Origin of the sequence: Acidovorax sp. MR-S7 (assembly GCF_000400995.2) — a bacterium.
GTDB lineage: Bacteria > Pseudomonadota > Gammaproteobacteria > Burkholderiales > Burkholderiaceae_C > MR-S7.
Window position 1 is genome coordinate 42851 of the sequence record NZ_DF238897.1, and the last position, 16137, is coordinate 58987.

Consider the following 16137-nt stretch of genomic DNA (forward strand, 5'->3'; position numbering starts at 1 on the left):
CAGGCGCTGGGCGGGCCGGTCAGCGGCGGCGGTGGCCGCGGTCGTTGTTGCGGCCGACTTCGTTGCCGATCAGCGCGCCGGCCGCCGCTCCGCCGACGGTCCCGAGCGTGGAGCCGAACACGGCGTTGCCGACCAGGCCGCCCGCAACGGCCCCCACGCCGGTGCCGATCTGGCTGTTGGTGGGACGGTGCGCGCAGCCGGAGAGTGCCAGTGCGCCGGCGATCAGGGCGGCGGCGGCCAGGGTGCGGGTGAATCGTGCGGTCATGGTTGTTCCTCCTTGTCGATGGCCCGACTATGCCCGCGCTCTTTGAAGCTCAGCCGCCCAATACGTACCGTTTTGCGAGCGGTTGTGTCCGATTGCTAAGAACGCACCGGCAGTGCCATAGGGCATGCCAGGGGCATCCGGGTGAGGCGCTACAGTACGGCGCCAGTCACAAGAGGTTGCCGTTTTGGAAGTCTTCCAGTTCCTGATCGATTTCATCCTGCACGTGGATAAGCATCTCGCGGCCTTCGTCGCGAGCTACGGGCCCTGGGTGTACGCGTTGCTGTTCATCATCGTGTTCGTGGAGACAGGCGTGGTGGTCATGCCCTTCCTGCCCGGCGATTCGCTGCTGTTCGTCGTAGGCGCGCTCAGCGGCGCCGGCCTCATGAGCTTTCCGCTGGCCTGCGCCGTCCTGCTGGTAGCCGCGATCCTGGGGGACCAGTGCAACTACAGCATCGGTCGTTATTTCGGGCCGAAAGTGTTCCAGTGGGACAACTCGCGCTGGTTCAACAAGCGGGCGTTCGACCAGGCCCATGCGTTCTATGAGCGTTATGGCGGCATCACCATCGTGCTGGCGCGATTCATGCCCTTCATCCGCACCTTCGCCCCGTTCGTGGCAGGCGTGGCGGCCATGGGCCGCGGCAAGTTCACCGCCTACAACGTGGGGGGCGCCGTACTGTGGGTGATGGGTATCTGCACTGCAGGCTACTTTTTCGGCAACCTCGCCTGGGTGCAGCAGCACCTGGACAAGATCATCTGGGCCATGATCTTCATCCCAGGCCTCATCGCCATCGGAGGGGCTTGGCGGGCCAGCCGCAAAAGCACCTCTGCTACGGTTTAAGTAGCTGCTTGCGCCCGCTGGGCGGGCGCAAGAGGCCGTTTTGGCTTCAAACGCTTTAGCGGCGGCCCTGGCGGCCGTCGCGGTCTTCGCCCAGTTCGTGGCCGATCAGCGCGCCGGCAGCGGCGCCGCCGACCGTAGCGGCCGTGCCGCCGAGCGCGCTACCCACTACGCCTCCGGCCACGGCGCCTACGCCGGTGCCGATCTGCGCATTCGTGGGATTGCTGGAGCAGCCGACCATGCCCAGCGCTGCTGCGCAGGCGGCTGCGGAGAGAAGATGACGGTAGTTCATGATGGGCTCCTTGTCGTGAAAGCACCCTGTGTGGGTGGATGTCTTCACTGTGCCCTGCGCTTCTGCGCGGGGCTGTAGGTGTGCCCATTCGCCGGCTGTAGGACTAGCCCGGTGCCAGGCAGATGGTGACGAGCAGCGACGCGTCCCGGATCGCGCGCAGCGCATGCGGCGCGCGCGGCGCCAGGTGCAGGAAATCGCATGCGCGCAGCATGTGCGCCGTGGGTCCGACGCTGAACTCCACCTCGCCCTCGATGCACTGTACGGTGATCTCACCGGGCGTGTCGTGCTGGCGCAGGGCCTTGCCCGCGGGCAGTACCACGCGGATCACTTCCAGTTGCTGCGCCTTGATGATGGCGAAGGTGGTGGCCTCGGTCAGGCACTGGCCCAGGGGCCGGACGCTGACGACTTCGGAGGATTGGGCGTGGGGCAGTGCCATGGTGGTCTCCTGGTGCGCCGCCCGCGCCGCGCCGGTCACACGGACCGGCTGCGTGCCAGCGGCGGGTTCTTGGCGAAGTACCGGATGATGCCGCGCATCAGCGCATCGGCCAACTGCTGCTGGTAGGCGCTCGACCGCAGCTTGGCCTCTTCCTCAGGGTTGCTGATGAAGGCGGTCTCCACCAGCACGCTGGGAATGTCGGGTGCCTTGAGTACGGCGAAGCCCGCCTGCTCCACGCGGGGCTTGTGCAGCCGGGCCATGCCGCCGATCTCGCCCAGCAGCACGCTGCCGAGCTTGAGGCTGTCGTTGATCTGCGCCGTGGTGCTCATGTCGAGCAGCGCGCGCTGCAGGTGGCGGTCGCGCTGCGAGCCGACGTTCACGCCGCCGATCAGGTCGGCCTGGTTCTCCTTGTTGGCGAGCCAGCGCGCGGCCGAGCTGGAGGCGCCGCTCTGGCTCAGCGCGAACACGCTGGCCCCGCGCGCGGCCGGAGTGGTGAACGCATCGGCGTGGATGGAGACGAACAGGTCCGCCTGCACGCGCCGTGCCTTGTCCACGCGCGTGGCCAGGGGCACGAAGTAGTCCGCGTCGCGCGTGAGGAAGGCGCGCATGGGGTTGCCGCCCACGCTGGTGGCGTTGATGCGGTCGCGCAGGAGGTGGGCCACCTTGAGCACCACGTCCTTCTCGCGCGTGCCGCCGGGACCGATGGCGCCCGGGTCTTCCCCTCCGTGGCCCGGGTCGAGGGCGACGATGATGAGGCGGTCCGTTGCCCGGGCCACGGTGGGTGCCGGCGGGCGCGCCGGCGGAGAGGCGGCCAGAGGGGGCTGCTGTGCGGGTGCGGCCGGTGCCGCGGGCACTGGCGGGACCTTGAGGCTGTGCTGGGCGATCAGGTCGCCGAGCGGGTCTTCCGCCAGGGACGCCGGTGGCGGCGCGGGGGTGTTCAGCGGCGCCTCGCGCAGCCGCTCGGCGATCAGCGTTTCCAGCGGGTCGGGCGCCTGGGCGGGGTAGAGGTCGAACACCAGCCGGTGCTGGTAGGCTGCGATGGGCGGCAGCGTGAACACCTGCGGCAGCGCGGCCTGCTTCAAATCCACCACCAGGCGCACCACGCCGGGTGCGTTCTGCCCCACGCGGATGCCGGCGATGTTGGGGTCGTCCGGCATGACCCGGGCCACCAGCTCGCGCAGCGAGGGGTTGAGGTCGATGCCCTCGATGTCCACCGCCAAGCGCGGCGGCGTGGTCACGAAGAACTGCTTGGCGACCAGCTGGTGATCGGACTCGATGGTCACGCGCGAGTAGTCCTGCGCGGGCCACACGCGCACCGCCACGATGGTGGCGCCGCGCGCGATCTGCTGCGCGCCCAGCAACAGCACCAGGCTGCCTGCTTGCAGCAGCGAGCGGCGGGTGGAGCGTGAGCGGGGTGGGGGCGCGTCACTCATGGCGTGGAAAGTCCTAGGAGCACGTCACGGCCATGGGGCGTGTGGGCCTGCAGCGTCACGTGCCGGGCGTGATCATCCACTGCTTCAATGTAAATAGCAATATCCGCAGGCGGGGTGAGGCTTCCTGCGTTCCCGGGCCATTCGGCGAGCTTGAGGCCGGGGCCAGCGAAGATGTCGCGGAAGCCCGCGTCCTCCCACTCGCGCGGATCGGTGAAGCGGTAGAAGTCGAAGTGCCAGACGGGCAGGTCCCCTGCCTGGTGCGGCTCCACCACTGCATAGGTCGGGCTCTTGATGCGGCCTTGCACCCCCAGCGCGCGCAGCAGGTGGCGCACCAGCGTGGTCTTGCCCGCGCCCAGGTCGCCATGCAGCGTGATGAAGGCATTGCGCAGGGCGGGCTGAGCGGCCAGCCGCGCGGCGCACAGGGCCGTGTCGTCCTCGCTCTGCCAATGCTGCACCAGGCTGTGCAGGGGAGGGCTTTCTACAATTTGGCGGTAATGGTGTGCAGCAGTCAACTTGTTCCTCAGATACGAGGCTGGGCCCGCGAGCTTGGATTTTCCCAAATCGGCGTGGCGGGGGGGGATTTGTCCGAAGCCGAACCCGGATTGATGCAATGGCTGGCCCAGGGGTTCCATGGCGAGATGCACTACATGGCGGCCCACGGGCTCAAGCGCGCCCGGCCGGCCGAGCTGGTGCCCGGCACCGTGAGCGTGATCACCGCGCGCATGGACTACCTGCCGCGCGATACGGCGCCGGAGTGGCAGGCCGTCGAGCTGGGCCGGCTGGCGCGCCCGCAGGAGGCCGTCGTCTCCGTCTACGCCCGGGGCCGCGACTACCACAAGGTGCTGCGCGCGCGGCTGCAAAAGCTCAGCGACCGCGTCGCCGAGGCGGTGGGGCCCTTCGGCCACCGCGTGTTCACCGACTCGGCTCCGGTGCTGGAGGCGGAGCTCGCGCGCCGCAGCGGCCAGGGCTGGCGGGGCAAGCATACGCTGGTGCTCTCGCGCGAGGCGGGTTCCATGTTCTTCCTCGGCGAGATCTATGTGGACATGGCGCTGGAGCCCACCGCGCCCGTCAGTGCGCACTGCGGCAGCTGCCAGGCCTGCATGGACGTGTGCCCGACGCAGGCCATCGTGGCGCCGCACCGCGTGGACGCGCGGCGCTGCATCTCGTACCTGACCATCGAGCACGCGGGCAGCATCCCCCTGGAGCTGCGCCCGCTCATGGGCAACCGCATCTACGGCTGCGACGACTGCCAGCTCATCTGTCCCTGGAACAAGTTCGCACAGACAAGCAGGCTGCCGGACTTCGACGCGCGCACGGGCCTGGTGGCGCAGCAGCTCGTGCACCTGTTCTCCTGGGACGACGCCACCTTCCTGCGCATGACCGAGGGCGGGCCGATCCGCCGCATCGGCCACGAGCGCTGGCTGCGCAACATCGCCGTGGCGCTGGGCAATGCGCTGCGCGCTGCCGGCCCGGCGCAGGCGCCCACGCTCGAGACCGCGCTGCGCACCCGCGCAGAGCACGGCAGCGCCCTGGTGCGCGAGCATGTAGGCTGGGCCCTGGCGCAACAATAGAATGGACATGCCCACCAAGACCGCCTTCTTCCCACCCGCTTCCCAGCGGGGGCTGACACCGTTCGCATGGAATCTGGTGGCGGGCATCGCCTGCCTGGTGCTGGCCATGGGTGCCTATTGGTCGGTGCTGTTCAACGGCTACCGCACGCAGCAGCGCGAAACCGAGGCGCAGACCTGGCTGCGGGTGGGCCAGATATCCCATGCGGTGTCCGTGCAGGTGCAGACCCTGCTGTCGGGGCTGGACTACACCCTGCAAAGCCTGGCGACCGGCTATGCCGCCGGAGACGGGGCGGCTTTCAAATGGTCATGACGGTGTTCGACGCCTACCCCTCAGGCGTGCTCGTGCAGGTGGCCGTCGCCGATGCGGGCGGCGACATCGTCTATTCCAACCTGGCCCCGCCCGGCGGGCCGCTGGAGAAGGTGTCGATCCGCGACCGCGAGCATTTCCAGGCGCATGCCGAGCGCCGCGCCGCGGGCATGTTCGTGGGGACGCCCGTACAGGGGCGTCTGTCGCGGCAGTGGACGATCCAGCTGAGCCGGCCCCTGCTGCGCGGCGGCGAATTCGACGGCGTGGTGGTGCTCTCGCTGTCGCCCGACTACATCGCCCGCTATTTCCGGGCCATCCTCGACGGGCCGGGCGACATCATCTCCCTGCTGCGCACCGACGGCACCTACCTCGCCCGCTCCCAGCAGCAGGATGCCGTGCTCGGCCACGCGGTGCCGCCCGAGCGGCTGCACCTGTTCGAGCCGCAGCGCATGCAGGGCACCTACGACGTGGAGGCCCCTCCGGACGGCGTGCGGCGGCTCTATGCCTGGAGTCGCGTGCCGGACCAGCCGCTCATCGTCTCTGTCGGACTGGATCGCCATGCCGTCTTTGGGCCGTACCAGGCTACCGTGGCCCGCAGCCTGGTACGCAACGGCGTGACGAGCGCGCTGATCCTGCTCGGCGCCCTGCTGACCGTCTGGCTGGCCGTGCAGCGCGAGCGCAGCGAGCGGCTGCGCCTGCAGGGCGAGCGCCGCTTCGCCCGCCTGGCGCAGGAGGTGCCCGGCGGCCTGTTCCAGAGCCGCATGGACGAGGCGGGGGATTTCCGCCTGCTGTTCACCACGCCGGGCTTCTTCGAGGTGCATGGCCTGCCCCCCGCTGCCGGCCCGGCGGGCGAGGCCGTCCTGGCGAGCCGCGTGCACCCCGCCGACCTGCCGGCGCTGGCCGCGTCCGTGCGTGCCAGCATGGCCACGCAGGGCCTCTGGGACCACAAATACCGCGTGCGCCACCCCGGAGGCGGCCTGCGTTGGCTGCACGGCCATGCGCGGCCCCAGCGCGAGGACGACGGCACGCTGCTCTGGTACGGCTACGTACACGATGTGACGCAGGACCAGGCGCTGCAGGAAGCCATCCGCCGCAGCGAGGAGCGCCTGCGTGCCACCGTGCAGGCCGTGCGCGACGGCCTGTGGCAATGGGACTGCGAGAGCGGCCGCGTCGAATGGGATGCGCGCTGCTACCAGATGCTGGGTTTCGAGGACGGCGCCTTTGCGCTGCTGTACGAGGACTTCCTGGCCAGGATCCACCCCGCGGACGGCGAACGGGTGCGCGAAAGGCTGCGCCGCCACCTGGAGCTGGGCGAGGAGTTCCGCGTGGAAATGCGCCTGCGCACCGCGGAGAACGGCTGGCTCCACGTCGAGTCGCGCGGCGAGGTGTCCGAGCGCGACGCGCGCGGCCGCCCGCTGCACATGCTGGGCACGCACACCGACATCCAGCAGCGCGTGGAGCAGGGCCGCATGCTCAAGGCGCTGATCGACCGCGGCGGCGCGCTGGTGATGGTGGCCACGCCCGGCCGCGACATCCTCTACGCCAACGAACGCGCGGCCCAGGTCTTCGGCCTGCAGGCCGGCAGGCAGCCGCCGGGGCTGTCGTTTCGCCTGCTGCACGACAGCGACGAAGGCTTCGCCCGGTTCGCCGCGCTCTACGACCGGCTCCAGGCGGAAGGATCCGTGCGCGTGGAATGGGCGCTGCGCCTGCCTTCGGGCGACCCGCGCTGGTTCGACATGCAGGGCACGCAGCTCGACCCCGAGGACGGCGACGGCGGCGTGATCTGGACCCTGATCGACACCGACGCGCGCCGCCAGCGCGAAACGCGGCTGGAGACGCTGGCGCTCACCGACGCGCTCACCGGCATCCCCAACCGCCGGGCCTTCATGGAGCGGCTGGACATGGAGCTGGACCACCTGCGCGCCGGCCTGGTGGACGCGGCCACGCTCATCATGCTCGACATCGACCATTTCAAGCGCGTGAACGACACCTACGGCCACGCCGTGGGCGACGTGGTGCTCCAGGCACTGGCCCGGGTGCTGGAGCAGGAGCTGCGCAAGGACGACATGGTGGGCCGCCTGGGCGGCGAGGAGTTCGCGGCGCTGCTGTCCTCGGCCGGCGCGGAAGCCGGCTACCTGCGTGCCGAGCGCCTGCGCGAGGCGGTGGCAGCGCACCCGATTGCCGTGGATGGCGTGGGCGACATCCGCATCACCATCAGCCTCGGTGTCTATGCCCTGGCGCCGGACGATGCGCGGGCGCTGGCCTGCCTGGAGCGTGCCGACGCGGCGATGTATTTTTCCAAGCGCAACGGGCGCAACCGCTCCACGCCGTGGATCGAGAACCTGGCTACCGCACCATCCCCAGCGCCAGCGGCAGGCTGACCGCGCCCAGCACGGTGGACAGCGTGACCAGCCCCGCCACGTAGGCCCCGTTGTGTCCCATGCGCGCCGCCAGCACGTAGCAGGTGGAGGCGGTGGACACGGCGCAGAACGCCATCAGCACCGCCGTCTGCGCGGCATCCAGGCCGAGCAGCCGGGCCAGGCCCCAGGCGATCAGCGGCTGCACCACGTGGCGGATGGCCAGCAGCGCCGTGGACAGCAGCTTGCTGCGCGTGAGCAGCCCGAACTGCAGGCCCGCGCCCGCCGCCATCAGCCCCAGCGCGAGCGACGCGGCGCTGATGCGGCTCACCGTCGGCTCCATCCAGAACGGGATGCGAAAGCCCAGCAGGTTCGACGCCAGCCCCGTGGCGGTGGCCACGATCAGTGGGTTGCGCACCAGCTCGCGCACGAAGCCCTGCCGGCCGCCGCGCGCCATGGGCCACACGGCCGCCACGTTGAAGAGCGGCACGCACACGCCGATGAGCACGGCCGCCATCAACAGGCCCTGGGCGCCCGCCAGGCGCTCGGCCAGCGCCAGCACGATGAAGGAATTGAACCGGAAGGCCACCTGCGCGCTGGCCGCATGGTCGCGCCGGTCGATGTGGCGGCCCAGCCAGGGCAGGTGGGGCAGGCTGTAGGCCAGCGCGATGCCGCACAGGCCGGTGCCCAAGCCTGCGGCGATCAGGCCCGAGGCCTCGCCCACGTTGATGGGACTCTTGACAATGGACTGGAACAGCAGCACCGGAAAGAGCAGGTAGTACACCAGGCTTTCCACCGGCTGCCAGACCGAACGGTTCAGGGGGGTGAAGCGGCACAGCAGGTAGCCGCACAGGATCAGGGAGAAGTCGGGAACGAGGAGCTGCGCGTAATTCACGGCGCGCAGCATACCGTGCGCAGTGTGGGGAAATCCCCAACAGATAATGGGCCCAGAGGGCGGGCATGGGCGGGCTGTGCGTTTAGGATCGCCGCCTACCCCCTCTTTTCTTTCACCAAACACAATTTGATGAGGAGCTTTTCTATGCAACGCCGCAATTGGCTGGGACTGGCACTGGCCGTCGCCGCAGGTACATCCTTCGCCCAGGGCTATCCCAACAAGCCCGTCAAGCTGCTGGTGCCCTTCGCACCTGGCGGCACCACGGACATCATCGGCCGCGTGATCGCCGATCCACTGGGCAAGGCCCTGGGCCAGCCCGTGGTGGTGGAGAACCGCGGCGGTGGCGGCGGCGTCATCGGCGCGCAGGAAACCTCGCGCGCCGCGCCCGACGGCTACAACCTGGGCGTGGCCACCGTGTCCACCACGGCGGCCAACCCGGCGATCAACACCAAGATCCCCTACAACCCGGTCACCGACTTCACGCCCATCATCAACATCGCGGCCACGCCCAACATCATCGCGGTGCACCCGAGCTTCCCGGCCAAGGACTACAAGTCCTTCCTGGCGGAGATCCAGAAGAACCCTGGCAAGTATTCGTATTCCTCCTCGGGCACGGGTGGCATCGGCCATCTGCTGATGGAGCTGTACAAGAGCCTTACCAACACCTTCATCACGCACATCCCCTACCGTGGTGCGGGCCCGGCCCTGAACGACACCGTGGCGGGCCAGGTGCCCATGATCTTCGACAACCTGCCTTCGGCGCTGCCCTTCATCAAGGCCGGCAAGCTGATCCCCATCGTGGTTTCGGCGCCCCAGCGCGTGGCGGCCCTGCCCAACGTGCCCACCTTCAAGGAAGTGGGCCTGGAGCCCGTGAACCGCATGGCCTACTACGGCATCCTGGGCCCCAAGAACCTGCCCAAGGAAGTGGTGGACAAGATCAGCGCCGGCACCAAGAAGGCCCTGGAAGACCCGGCAGTGCGCAAGCGCATCGAGGACACCGATTCCATCATCGTCGCCAACACGCCCGAGCAGTTCGCCGAGCAGATCAAGGCCGAGTTCGAGATCTACAAGCAGGTGGTGCAAAAGCAGAAGCTCACGCTGGAGTAAGCTGCGCGTTCCCCCAGACCAAAGCCGCCCCCGGGCGGCTTTTTCCTTTGTCCAAACCATGCTGCCCGAAAGCCAGAACGCCATCGACCTGTTCATCGACGCCCTGTGGCTGGAGGACGGTCTCTCGCGCAACACCCTGGCCGCCTACCGGCGCGACCTCTCGATGTACGCACAGTGGCTCGCCGCGCAGGAGCCTGTGCTGGCGCTTGATGCGACGCAGGAGCACCACCTGAGCGGCTACTTCGCCGCGCGCCATGCCGAGACGCGCGCCACCTCCGCCAACCGGCGCCTCACGGTGCTGCGGCGCTACTTCCACTGGGCGCTGCGCGAGCGGCGCATCGCGCACGACCCCACGGTGCGCCTGCAGGCCGCACGCCAGCCGCTACGCGTGCCGGGGACGCTCACGCAGGCGCAGGTCGAGGCGCTGCTGCAGGCGCCCGACGATGCCATGCCCCTGGGCCTGCGCGACCGCGCCATGCTGGAGCTGATGTACGCGAGCGGCCTGCGCGTCTCGGAGCTGGTCACGCTCAAGACCTTCCACGTGGGGCTGTCCGAGGGCGTGCTGCGCATCATGGGCAAGGGCGGCAAGGAGCGGCTCGTGCCCTTCGGCGACGAAGCGCGGCGCTGGCTGGAGCGCTATCTGGCCGAGGCGCGCGGCACCATCCTGGGTGGGCAGCAGACCGACGACCTGTTCGTTACCCAGCGCGGCAGCGGTATGACGCGCGTGATGTTCTGGGTCATCGTCAAGAAATGCGCGCAGGCGGCGGGCATCACCGCGCCGCTCTCGCCCCATACGCTGCGCCATGCGTTCGCCACGCACCTGCTCAACCACGGCGCCGACCTGCGCGTGGTGCAGCTGCTGCTGGGGCACGCGGACATCTCCACCACCACCATCTACACCCACGTGGCGCGCGAGCGGCTCAAGGCGCTCCATGCGCAGCACCACCCGCGCGGGTGATGTTGATAGGAAAATCGGCCTCCAGCGCTTTACCAGAAAGCGCAAGCAGCTATTAAAAGAGAAGCGATTCCTCAGCCTGGCAGCGCTTGGCGCCCGCGGCGCAGGGCCGCCGCGTCGATCTGCGAGAGCGACGCCTCGCCGTGCGCCAGGCGCAGCAGCCGCATCGTGTCGGCCACGCCGCGCACCTGGCCCTGCAGTGCCTCGCCGGCGGCGGCGAGCTGCTCCACCAGCGCGGCGTTCTGCTGCGTGATGGAGTCCAGGTGCGCGACGGCCGCGTTGATCTGCGCGATGCCGCTCTGCTGCTCGGCTGCGGCGGTGCTGATCTCGCCCAGCGCCGTGTCCACGCGGCGCACGGTCTGCAGCGCCTCGTCCATGCGCTCGCGCGCCTCGCCCGCGGCCGCGGTGCCCGATGCCACGCGGGCGGACGATTCGCCGATGAGCTGCTTGATGTCGCGCGCGGCCTGCGCGGTGCGCGAAGCCAGCGTGCGCACCTCCGCCGCCACCACGGCGAAGCCCCGCCCGGCATCGCCCGCGCGCGCTGCCTCGACGGCGGCGTTGAGCGCCAGCAGGTTGGTCTGGAAGGCCACGCCTTCGATGATCTGCACGATGCCCTCGATGTGCCGCGACGCGCTCGCGATGCCCTCCATGGTGGCGCCCACGGCCTGCACCGAATCGCTGCCGCGCTGGGTGGTGGCCGTGGCCTCGGCCGCGAAGCGCGCGCCCTGGCCGGCGGAGGCGGCGCTGCTGTGCACCGTGCCGTTGATCTGCTCCATCGATGCGGCCGTCTGCTCCAGGCTGCCGGCCTGGGCCTCGGTGCGCGACGACAGGTCGTGGTTGCCGCGGGCGATCTCGCGCACCGAGGTGTCGAGCCGCTGCAGCTCCGCGCGCACGTCGCGCACCACGGTGCGCAGGTTCACGCACAGCTGGAACAGCGCGCGCTGCAACTGCCCTACGCTGCCGCTGGCGCCCGTCTGCACGGTGTGCGACAGATCGCCCGATGCCAGGTGGTTGGCATCCCGCACCAGGGCGTCCAGCGGCGCGATGGCGAGCCTGCGCGTCAGCGCCACCGCGGCCGTCGCTGCCGCCACGGCCGCCGCGCCCGTCGCCGCCCAGGGCGCGCCCAGCGCCGCGCACGCCAGCGGCGCCGCCACGGCGAGCGCCTGTGCCAGCGCCAGCCGCACGGGCGTGGAGGGGGCGGCCAGCCGTGCCAGGCGACCGCGCAGGTCCCGCCGCACCACGGCGCCGCGTTGCAGCGCGTGCACCGTGCGCCCCGCGCCGGCCTGCACGCGCATGGCCGTGTAGAGCGCTTCGGCGGCTTGCACCTGCTCGCGCGCGGGCAGGGTGCGCACCGACAGGAAACCCGTGATCCGGTCGCCGTCGCGCATGGGCGTGACGTTGGCCTGCACCCAGTAGAAATCGCCGTTCTTGCGCCGGTTCTTCACGAGGCCCGTCCATGGCTGGCCGGCCTGGATGGTGTCCCACAGGTCGCGGAAGGCCTCGGCGGGCATGTCGGGGTGGCGGATCAGGTTGTGCGGCCGGCCCAGCAGCTCGTCCTGCACGAAGCCGCTCACCGCGATGAAGGCCGGGTTGCAGTAGGTGATGCGGCCCTTGGTATCGGTGACGGAAACCAGCGTTTCCTGCGCGGGGAACGCGTATTCGCTGGCGGTGACGGGGAGGTTGATCCGCATGGCGCCTATCCTTGGAGTGTGTCGTCGGTGGGGAGGGGGGCGGGGCGCAGCCAGCGGCGCTCCAGCTCGGCCGCGGGCATGGCGCGGCCGAACAGCCAGCCCTGCACCTCGTCGCACTGCAGCGCGTGCAGCCTGTGGCGCTGCTCCTGCGTTTCCACGCCCTCGGCCACGGTCCGCAGCCCCAGGGCGCGGGCCATGCCGATCACCGCCGTCACGATGGCGAGGTGGCCGGGCTCGGCGAGCATGCCGTGCACGAAGGACATGTCGATCTTGATGCGCGAGACGGGAAAGTCGCGCAGCCGCGCGAGCGAGGAGTAGCCCGTGCCGAAATCGTCGAGGGAGAGCGTGAAGCCCAGCTCCACGAGGCGCGAGGCCACGCGGCGCGCGCGGTCGGGGTGCAGCATCAGCGCGGATTCGGTGATCTCCAGCTCGATCGCCTGCGGGCGCACGCCGTGCGCGCGCACCAGCGCCAGCGCGCGCTCGGCGAAGGCATCGCCCATCATCTGCGTGGCCGAGACGTTGACGGCGATGGGCGGCGGCTGCGTCACGCCCGCGTCGCGCCAGGCCCGCCATTGCCGCGCGGCGGCGTCCAGGCTCCAGTCGCCCAGCGCCATGATGAGCCCCCGCTCCTCGGCGGCCGCGATGAACTCCGCCGGGCTCACCCAGCCCCATTCGGCGTCGTGCCAGCGCGCCAGGGCCTCCACGCCCACGATCCGGCCCGATGCGATGTCCACCTTCGGCTGGAAGTGCAGCTCCAGCAGAGACTGCTGCAGCGCGGCCTCCAGCCGCGTGCCGAGCGCGATGCGCCGCTGCACCTGCCGGCCCAGAGCCTCGTCGTAGAGCAGGCAGCCGCAGCCCTGCATCTTGGCCCGGTACATCGCCATGTCCGCGCACTGCAGCAGCTCGTCCACGTCCTGGCCATGCGCGGGGTAGAGGGCCACGCCGATGCTGGCGCCCACCTCGAAGCGCAGGCCGTCCACCCACACGGGACGCTGCAGCGCAGCGTGCACCTGTCGTGCCAGGGCCAGCACGTCCTCGCCATCGGCCAGGGGATGGGCGAACATGAATTCGTCGCCGCCCAGGCGCGCCAGCACGCCGCCTGTGTCCAGCGCGTCCTGGCAATACCGGGCCACCGCCACGAGCACGCGGTCGCCAGCGGCGTGGCCCTGGGTGTCGTTGATTTCCTTGAACTTGTCGAGATCCGCGAACAGCACTACGGCGCGCTGCTTCTGCTCGCCCGCCTCGTGCAGCAGGCGCTGCACCTGCTTCATGCCGTGCATGCGGTTGGGCAGGCCGGTGAGCGTGTCGAAGAAGGCCAGCCGCTGCATGTACTGCTCGGTGTGGTGGCGTTCCGTGATGTCGAGCACGGTGCCGTAGCCGCGCACGGGCTGGCCGGCTGCGCCGTGCTCGGTCCTGCCGCGCAGGTCCACCCAGCGCACCTGGCCGTCGTGGCGCACGCGCAGCGAGAAGGCGTGGTGGCCGCGCGCCAGCCCGTCGGCCCACTGGGCATCCGCGTAGCCGCGGTCGTCGGGGTGCACGCAGTCCAGCAGGTCGCCGTAGCCGAACGGCTGGCTTTCGGGCCAGCCGAGGATGCGCGCGGCCTGCGGCGTGAGGGTGATGCGTCCGTCGAACAGGGTGTGCCAGGTGCCGATGTTGGCCACCTCCTGGGCGTTGAGCAGGTCGCGCAGGAGCTGCTCGCGCTCGCGCAGGTCCTCGATGGTCAGCAGCAGGCGTGGTGCGGCGCCGCTGCCCGGCTGCAGGGTGTGCGCGGTGACGGCCACCGGCAGGGCCAGGGCCTGCGCGCGCGGGCGCAACTGCACCGTGCCCCGCGCATGGCCGTGCAGCAGCGCCTGCTGCGCCAGCGCGGGCAGGCCGCCCACGTCCATCAGGGCGCCCAGCGGATGGCCCACCAGCGCCTCGGGCGCGCAGCCGGCCAGGTGCGCGAAGGCCTCGTTGGCGAACACCACGTCCAGGTCGGCGGTGGCGACCACCGTGCCGTAGGGCAGGCGCGCGAAGGCGGCGCCGTAGTCGCGCAGCTCCGAGATCATCTCGTCGCGCAACGCGATGTAAGTGTCGATGGCCAGTCCCATGTCCAGGAAGACCACCTTGACCAGCGCCTGGAGCGCGGCCACCCAGTCGTCGGCGGGCAGGCCCAGGCGCGCCACCACGGGCAACAGCTGCGTGAGGTACTGGCTGTAGGCGCCCAGGTACCAGCCCGGGGGCAGCCCGACGCGCGCGTGCGTCAGGCCCACGCGCTGGCGTTCCAGCCCATAGGCCTCGTCGTAGCGGCCGGCGGTGAGCGTGTGGAAGTAGCGGGTTTGCAGCCGCTGCAGGCGGGCGAGGGAGTCGTCGTCCGGGATGAGCGCGCGCATCTCCTCGAACGAGAGCAGGTGGCGGTAGAAGCCTTCGACGAAGCCCGGCGCTCCTTCGCCCAGCGCCGCGTGCAGGCCCTGCAGGATGCGCTCGTCCTTCGCGGTCAGGTTCAGGAACTCTTTGCGGTGCTGAAAGCTTTGGGGCTTTTCCAAATTCCCTCCCCGGACCACGGGCGCTGCGGGTACGACAAGCGGTCGCGCCGTTGTCCTATCCCAAATGTACGAATTGGTGTGTGTATGAATGAGTATACGTAACCAACAGTGCGCGGGTGGACCAACCGACTTCAGGCCCGCGCAAGCTCCTCGGCCAGAGGATCAGGGAATTGCGCGCGCGCAAGGGGGTCACGCAGGAGGAACTGGCCGACCGCTGCGACATGTTCCGCACCTATCTGAGCCGCATCGAGTCGGGGCAGGCCAATCCCACGCTGACCGCCCTGCACGTGCTGGCACGGGGGCTGGAGGTGTCCGTGCCGGAGCTGTTGTCGCCGCCCGAAATGCCGATGGAACGGGTGCGCGTGCAGGGCGCTCAGCCCGTCTCTCGCGGCAGGGTGCGGCGGTAAGCAGGGCGGCCGCAGCTCGGTTACGCTTGCGCCCTTCCACCCGATAACACCCCCAAGGAGACTCCATGACTCTCAAGCACTGGGCTGCCGCCCTGGCGCTGGCCGGCACGGCGACACTGGCCTTCGCGCAGGCCTGGCCCGCAGCCAAGCCCATCCGGCTCATCGTGGGCTATCCGCCCGGCGGCGGCATCGACTTCGCCGCGCGCACGGTGCAGGTGCCGCTGCAGGAGGCGCTGGGCCAGCAGATCGTGATGGACTACAAGCCCGGCGCCAGCGGCATGATCGCGGCGACGGAGCTCACGCGCGCCGCGCCCGACGGCTACACGCTGCTGCTGGCCAACACCGGGCCCTTCGCCATCGCGCCCTACCTGCAGGCCAAGAAGCCCTACGACCCGCTCACGCAGTTCACCTACATCGGACAGATCAGCCAGGGCAGCTACATCGCCGTCACGCGGCCCGATCATCCGGCCAAGGACCTGAAGGACTGGGTGCAGTGGGCGCGCGCCAATACGGGCAAGGTCAACTTCGCCTCGGGCGGCACCGGCACCTCGACGCACCTCAACGGCGAGCTGATGAACCAGGCCACGGGGCTCAACGTCACCCATGTGCCCTACAAGGGCAGCGCGCCCGCGATCCAGGACCTGCTCGGCGGCCAGACGCAGCTGCTGATCGACGCGGGCAGCGTGCTGCTGCCCCAGGTGAAGGGCGGCAAGCTCAAGGCCCTGGCCGTGACCGGTCCGCAGCGCGACCCGCAACTGCCCGACGTGCCCACGGTGCGCGAACTGGGCCTGGGCGCCATGGAGTCCGTGGGCTTCCAGGGGCTCGTGGCGCCCGCGGGCCTGCCGCAGGCCATCACCGACCGCCTTTCGGCCGAGCTGGCCAAGGTGCTCGCGCAGCCGGAGGTCAAGGCTAAGTTCGCGGGTGCGGGCGCCGAGGTGCATCCGCTGGGCGCCGCCGAGTTCGCGGCGTTCGTGAAGGCGGACAACGAAAAATGGGCGCGCCTGATCCGCGAGCGCAAGCTGCAGCTCGATTGATTTTTTCCAACCCTTACAGGACTGTTT

General features: G+C 70.1%; 16 protein-coding genes. 8 read left to right on the forward strand and 8 right to left on the reverse strand.

What is annotated here, in order from left to right; genetic code table 11:
• Positions 1-19: 19 nt before the first annotated feature.
• The gene (locus AVS7_RS02465; RefSeq protein ID WP_020226929.1) at positions 20-265 is read right to left on the reverse strand and encodes a glycine zipper 2TM domain-containing protein; all 246 of its coding nucleotides are present in this window, start codon (positions 263-265) and stop codon (positions 20-22) included.
• Between the two features lie 184 nt (positions 266-449).
• On the opposite strand from AVS7_RS02465, the gene AVS7_RS02470 reads away from it, so the two are divergent.
• On the forward strand, positions 450-1103 hold the full coding sequence (locus tag AVS7_RS02470; RefSeq protein ID WP_020226930.1) for a DedA family protein: 654 nt from the start codon (positions 450-452) through the stop codon (positions 1101-1103).
• Positions 1104-1158: 55 nt separating this feature from the next.
• On the opposite strand, the gene AVS7_RS02475 is transcribed toward AVS7_RS02470, so the two are convergent.
• The 4 genes from AVS7_RS02475 to tsaE all read right to left on the reverse strand — a co-directional run bounded on the left by AVS7_RS02475 (position 1159) and on the right by tsaE (position 3773).
• A complete protein-coding gene (locus AVS7_RS02475) occupies positions 1159-1392 on the reverse strand; it encodes a glycine zipper 2TM domain-containing protein (RefSeq protein ID WP_020226931.1) in 234 nt (77 codons plus the stop codon).
• Positions 1393-1495: 103 nt separating this feature from the next.
• Positions 1496-1828 carry a cupin domain-containing protein gene (locus AVS7_RS02480; protein WP_034689850.1) on the reverse strand — a complete coding sequence of 111 codons (333 nt, stop codon included), beginning with the start codon at positions 1826-1828 and terminating at the stop codon, positions 1496-1498.
• Between the two features lie 35 nt (positions 1829-1863).
• On the reverse strand, positions 1864-3261 hold the full coding sequence (locus AVS7_RS02485) for an N-acetylmuramoyl-L-alanine amidase (RefSeq protein WP_024000830.1): 1398 nt from the start codon (positions 3259-3261) through the stop codon (positions 1864-1866).
• Positions 3258-3773: a tRNA (adenosine(37)-N6)-threonylcarbamoyltransferase complex ATPase subunit type 1 TsaE gene (gene tsaE / locus AVS7_RS02490; RefSeq protein ID WP_034689794.1), complete on the reverse strand. Its 516-nt coding sequence runs from the start codon at positions 3771-3773 to the stop codon at positions 3258-3260. Before tsaE ends, AVS7_RS02485 begins: the two co-directional genes overlap by 4 nt.
• A 12-nt stretch (positions 3774-3785) precedes the next feature.
• Here tsaE and queG point away from each other — a divergent pair, with 12 nt between their 5' ends.
• Genes queG through AVS7_RS02500 form a run of 3 tightly spaced genes read left to right on the forward strand, consistent with a single transcriptional unit; the run spans position 3786 to position 7520 of the window.
• On the forward strand, positions 3786-4832 hold the full coding sequence (gene queG / locus AVS7_RS02495; protein WP_049696839.1) for a tRNA epoxyqueuosine(34) reductase QueG: 1047 nt from the start codon (positions 3786-3788) through the stop codon (positions 4830-4832).
• Positions 4833-4839: 7 nt separating this feature from the next.
• Positions 4840-5142, forward strand: a complete 303-nt coding sequence (locus AVS7_RS25005; protein ID WP_020226936.1) for a hypothetical protein — start codon at positions 4840-4842, stop codon at positions 5140-5142.
• Positions 5139-7520, forward strand: a complete 2382-nt coding sequence (locus tag AVS7_RS02500) for a diguanylate cyclase (protein ID WP_020226937.1) — start codon at positions 5139-5141, stop codon at positions 7518-7520. Before AVS7_RS25005 ends, AVS7_RS02500 begins: the two co-directional genes overlap by 4 nt.
• On the opposite strand, the gene AVS7_RS02505 is transcribed toward AVS7_RS02500, so the two are convergent.
• The gene (locus tag AVS7_RS02505; RefSeq protein ID WP_020226938.1) at positions 7486-8403 is read right to left on the reverse strand and encodes an AEC family transporter; all 918 of its coding nucleotides are present in this window, start codon (positions 8401-8403) and stop codon (positions 7486-7488) included. The two genes, AVS7_RS02500 and AVS7_RS02505, sit on opposite strands and share 35 nt — an antisense overlap.
• Before the next feature lie 132 nt (positions 8404-8535).
• Between AVS7_RS02505 and AVS7_RS02510 the strand changes: the two genes are divergently transcribed.
• On the forward strand, positions 8536-9498 hold the full coding sequence (locus tag AVS7_RS02510) for a tripartite tricarboxylate transporter substrate binding protein BugE (protein WP_020226939.1): 963 nt from the start codon (positions 8536-8538) through the stop codon (positions 9496-9498).
• A 58-nt stretch (positions 9499-9556) separates the two neighbouring features.
• Positions 9557-10456, forward strand: a complete 900-nt coding sequence (gene xerD / locus AVS7_RS02515; RefSeq protein ID WP_020226940.1) for a site-specific tyrosine recombinase XerD — start codon at positions 9557-9559, stop codon at positions 10454-10456.
• Positions 10457-10527: 71 nt separating this feature from the next.
• Here the strand turns inward: xerD and AVS7_RS02520 are convergent, their stop codons facing one another.
• Both AVS7_RS02520 and AVS7_RS02525 read right to left on the reverse strand, forming a co-directional pair.
• Positions 10528-12144, reverse strand: coding sequence for a PAS domain-containing methyl-accepting chemotaxis protein (locus AVS7_RS02520; protein ID WP_020226941.1), 1617 nt, complete (start codon positions 12142-12144; stop codon positions 10528-10530).
• Between the two features lie 5 nt (positions 12145-12149).
• Complete coding sequence (locus AVS7_RS02525; RefSeq protein ID WP_020226942.1) at positions 12150-14669, reverse strand: EAL domain-containing protein; 2520 nt, start codon at positions 14667-14669, stop codon at positions 12150-12152.
• A 116-nt stretch (positions 14670-14785) separates the two neighbouring features.
• On the opposite strand from AVS7_RS02525, the gene AVS7_RS02530 reads away from it, so the two are divergent.
• Both AVS7_RS02530 and AVS7_RS02535 read left to right on the forward strand, forming a co-directional pair.
• Positions 14786-15076: a helix-turn-helix domain-containing protein gene (locus tag AVS7_RS02530; RefSeq protein ID WP_020226943.1), complete on the forward strand. Its 291-nt coding sequence runs from the start codon at positions 14786-14788 to the stop codon at positions 15074-15076.
• A 65-nt stretch (positions 15077-15141) separates the two neighbouring features.
• The gene (locus AVS7_RS02535; RefSeq protein WP_020226944.1) at positions 15142-16110 is read left to right on the forward strand and encodes a tripartite tricarboxylate transporter substrate binding protein; all 969 of its coding nucleotides are present in this window, start codon (positions 15142-15144) and stop codon (positions 16108-16110) included.
• Positions 16111-16137: the final 27 nt, after the last annotated feature.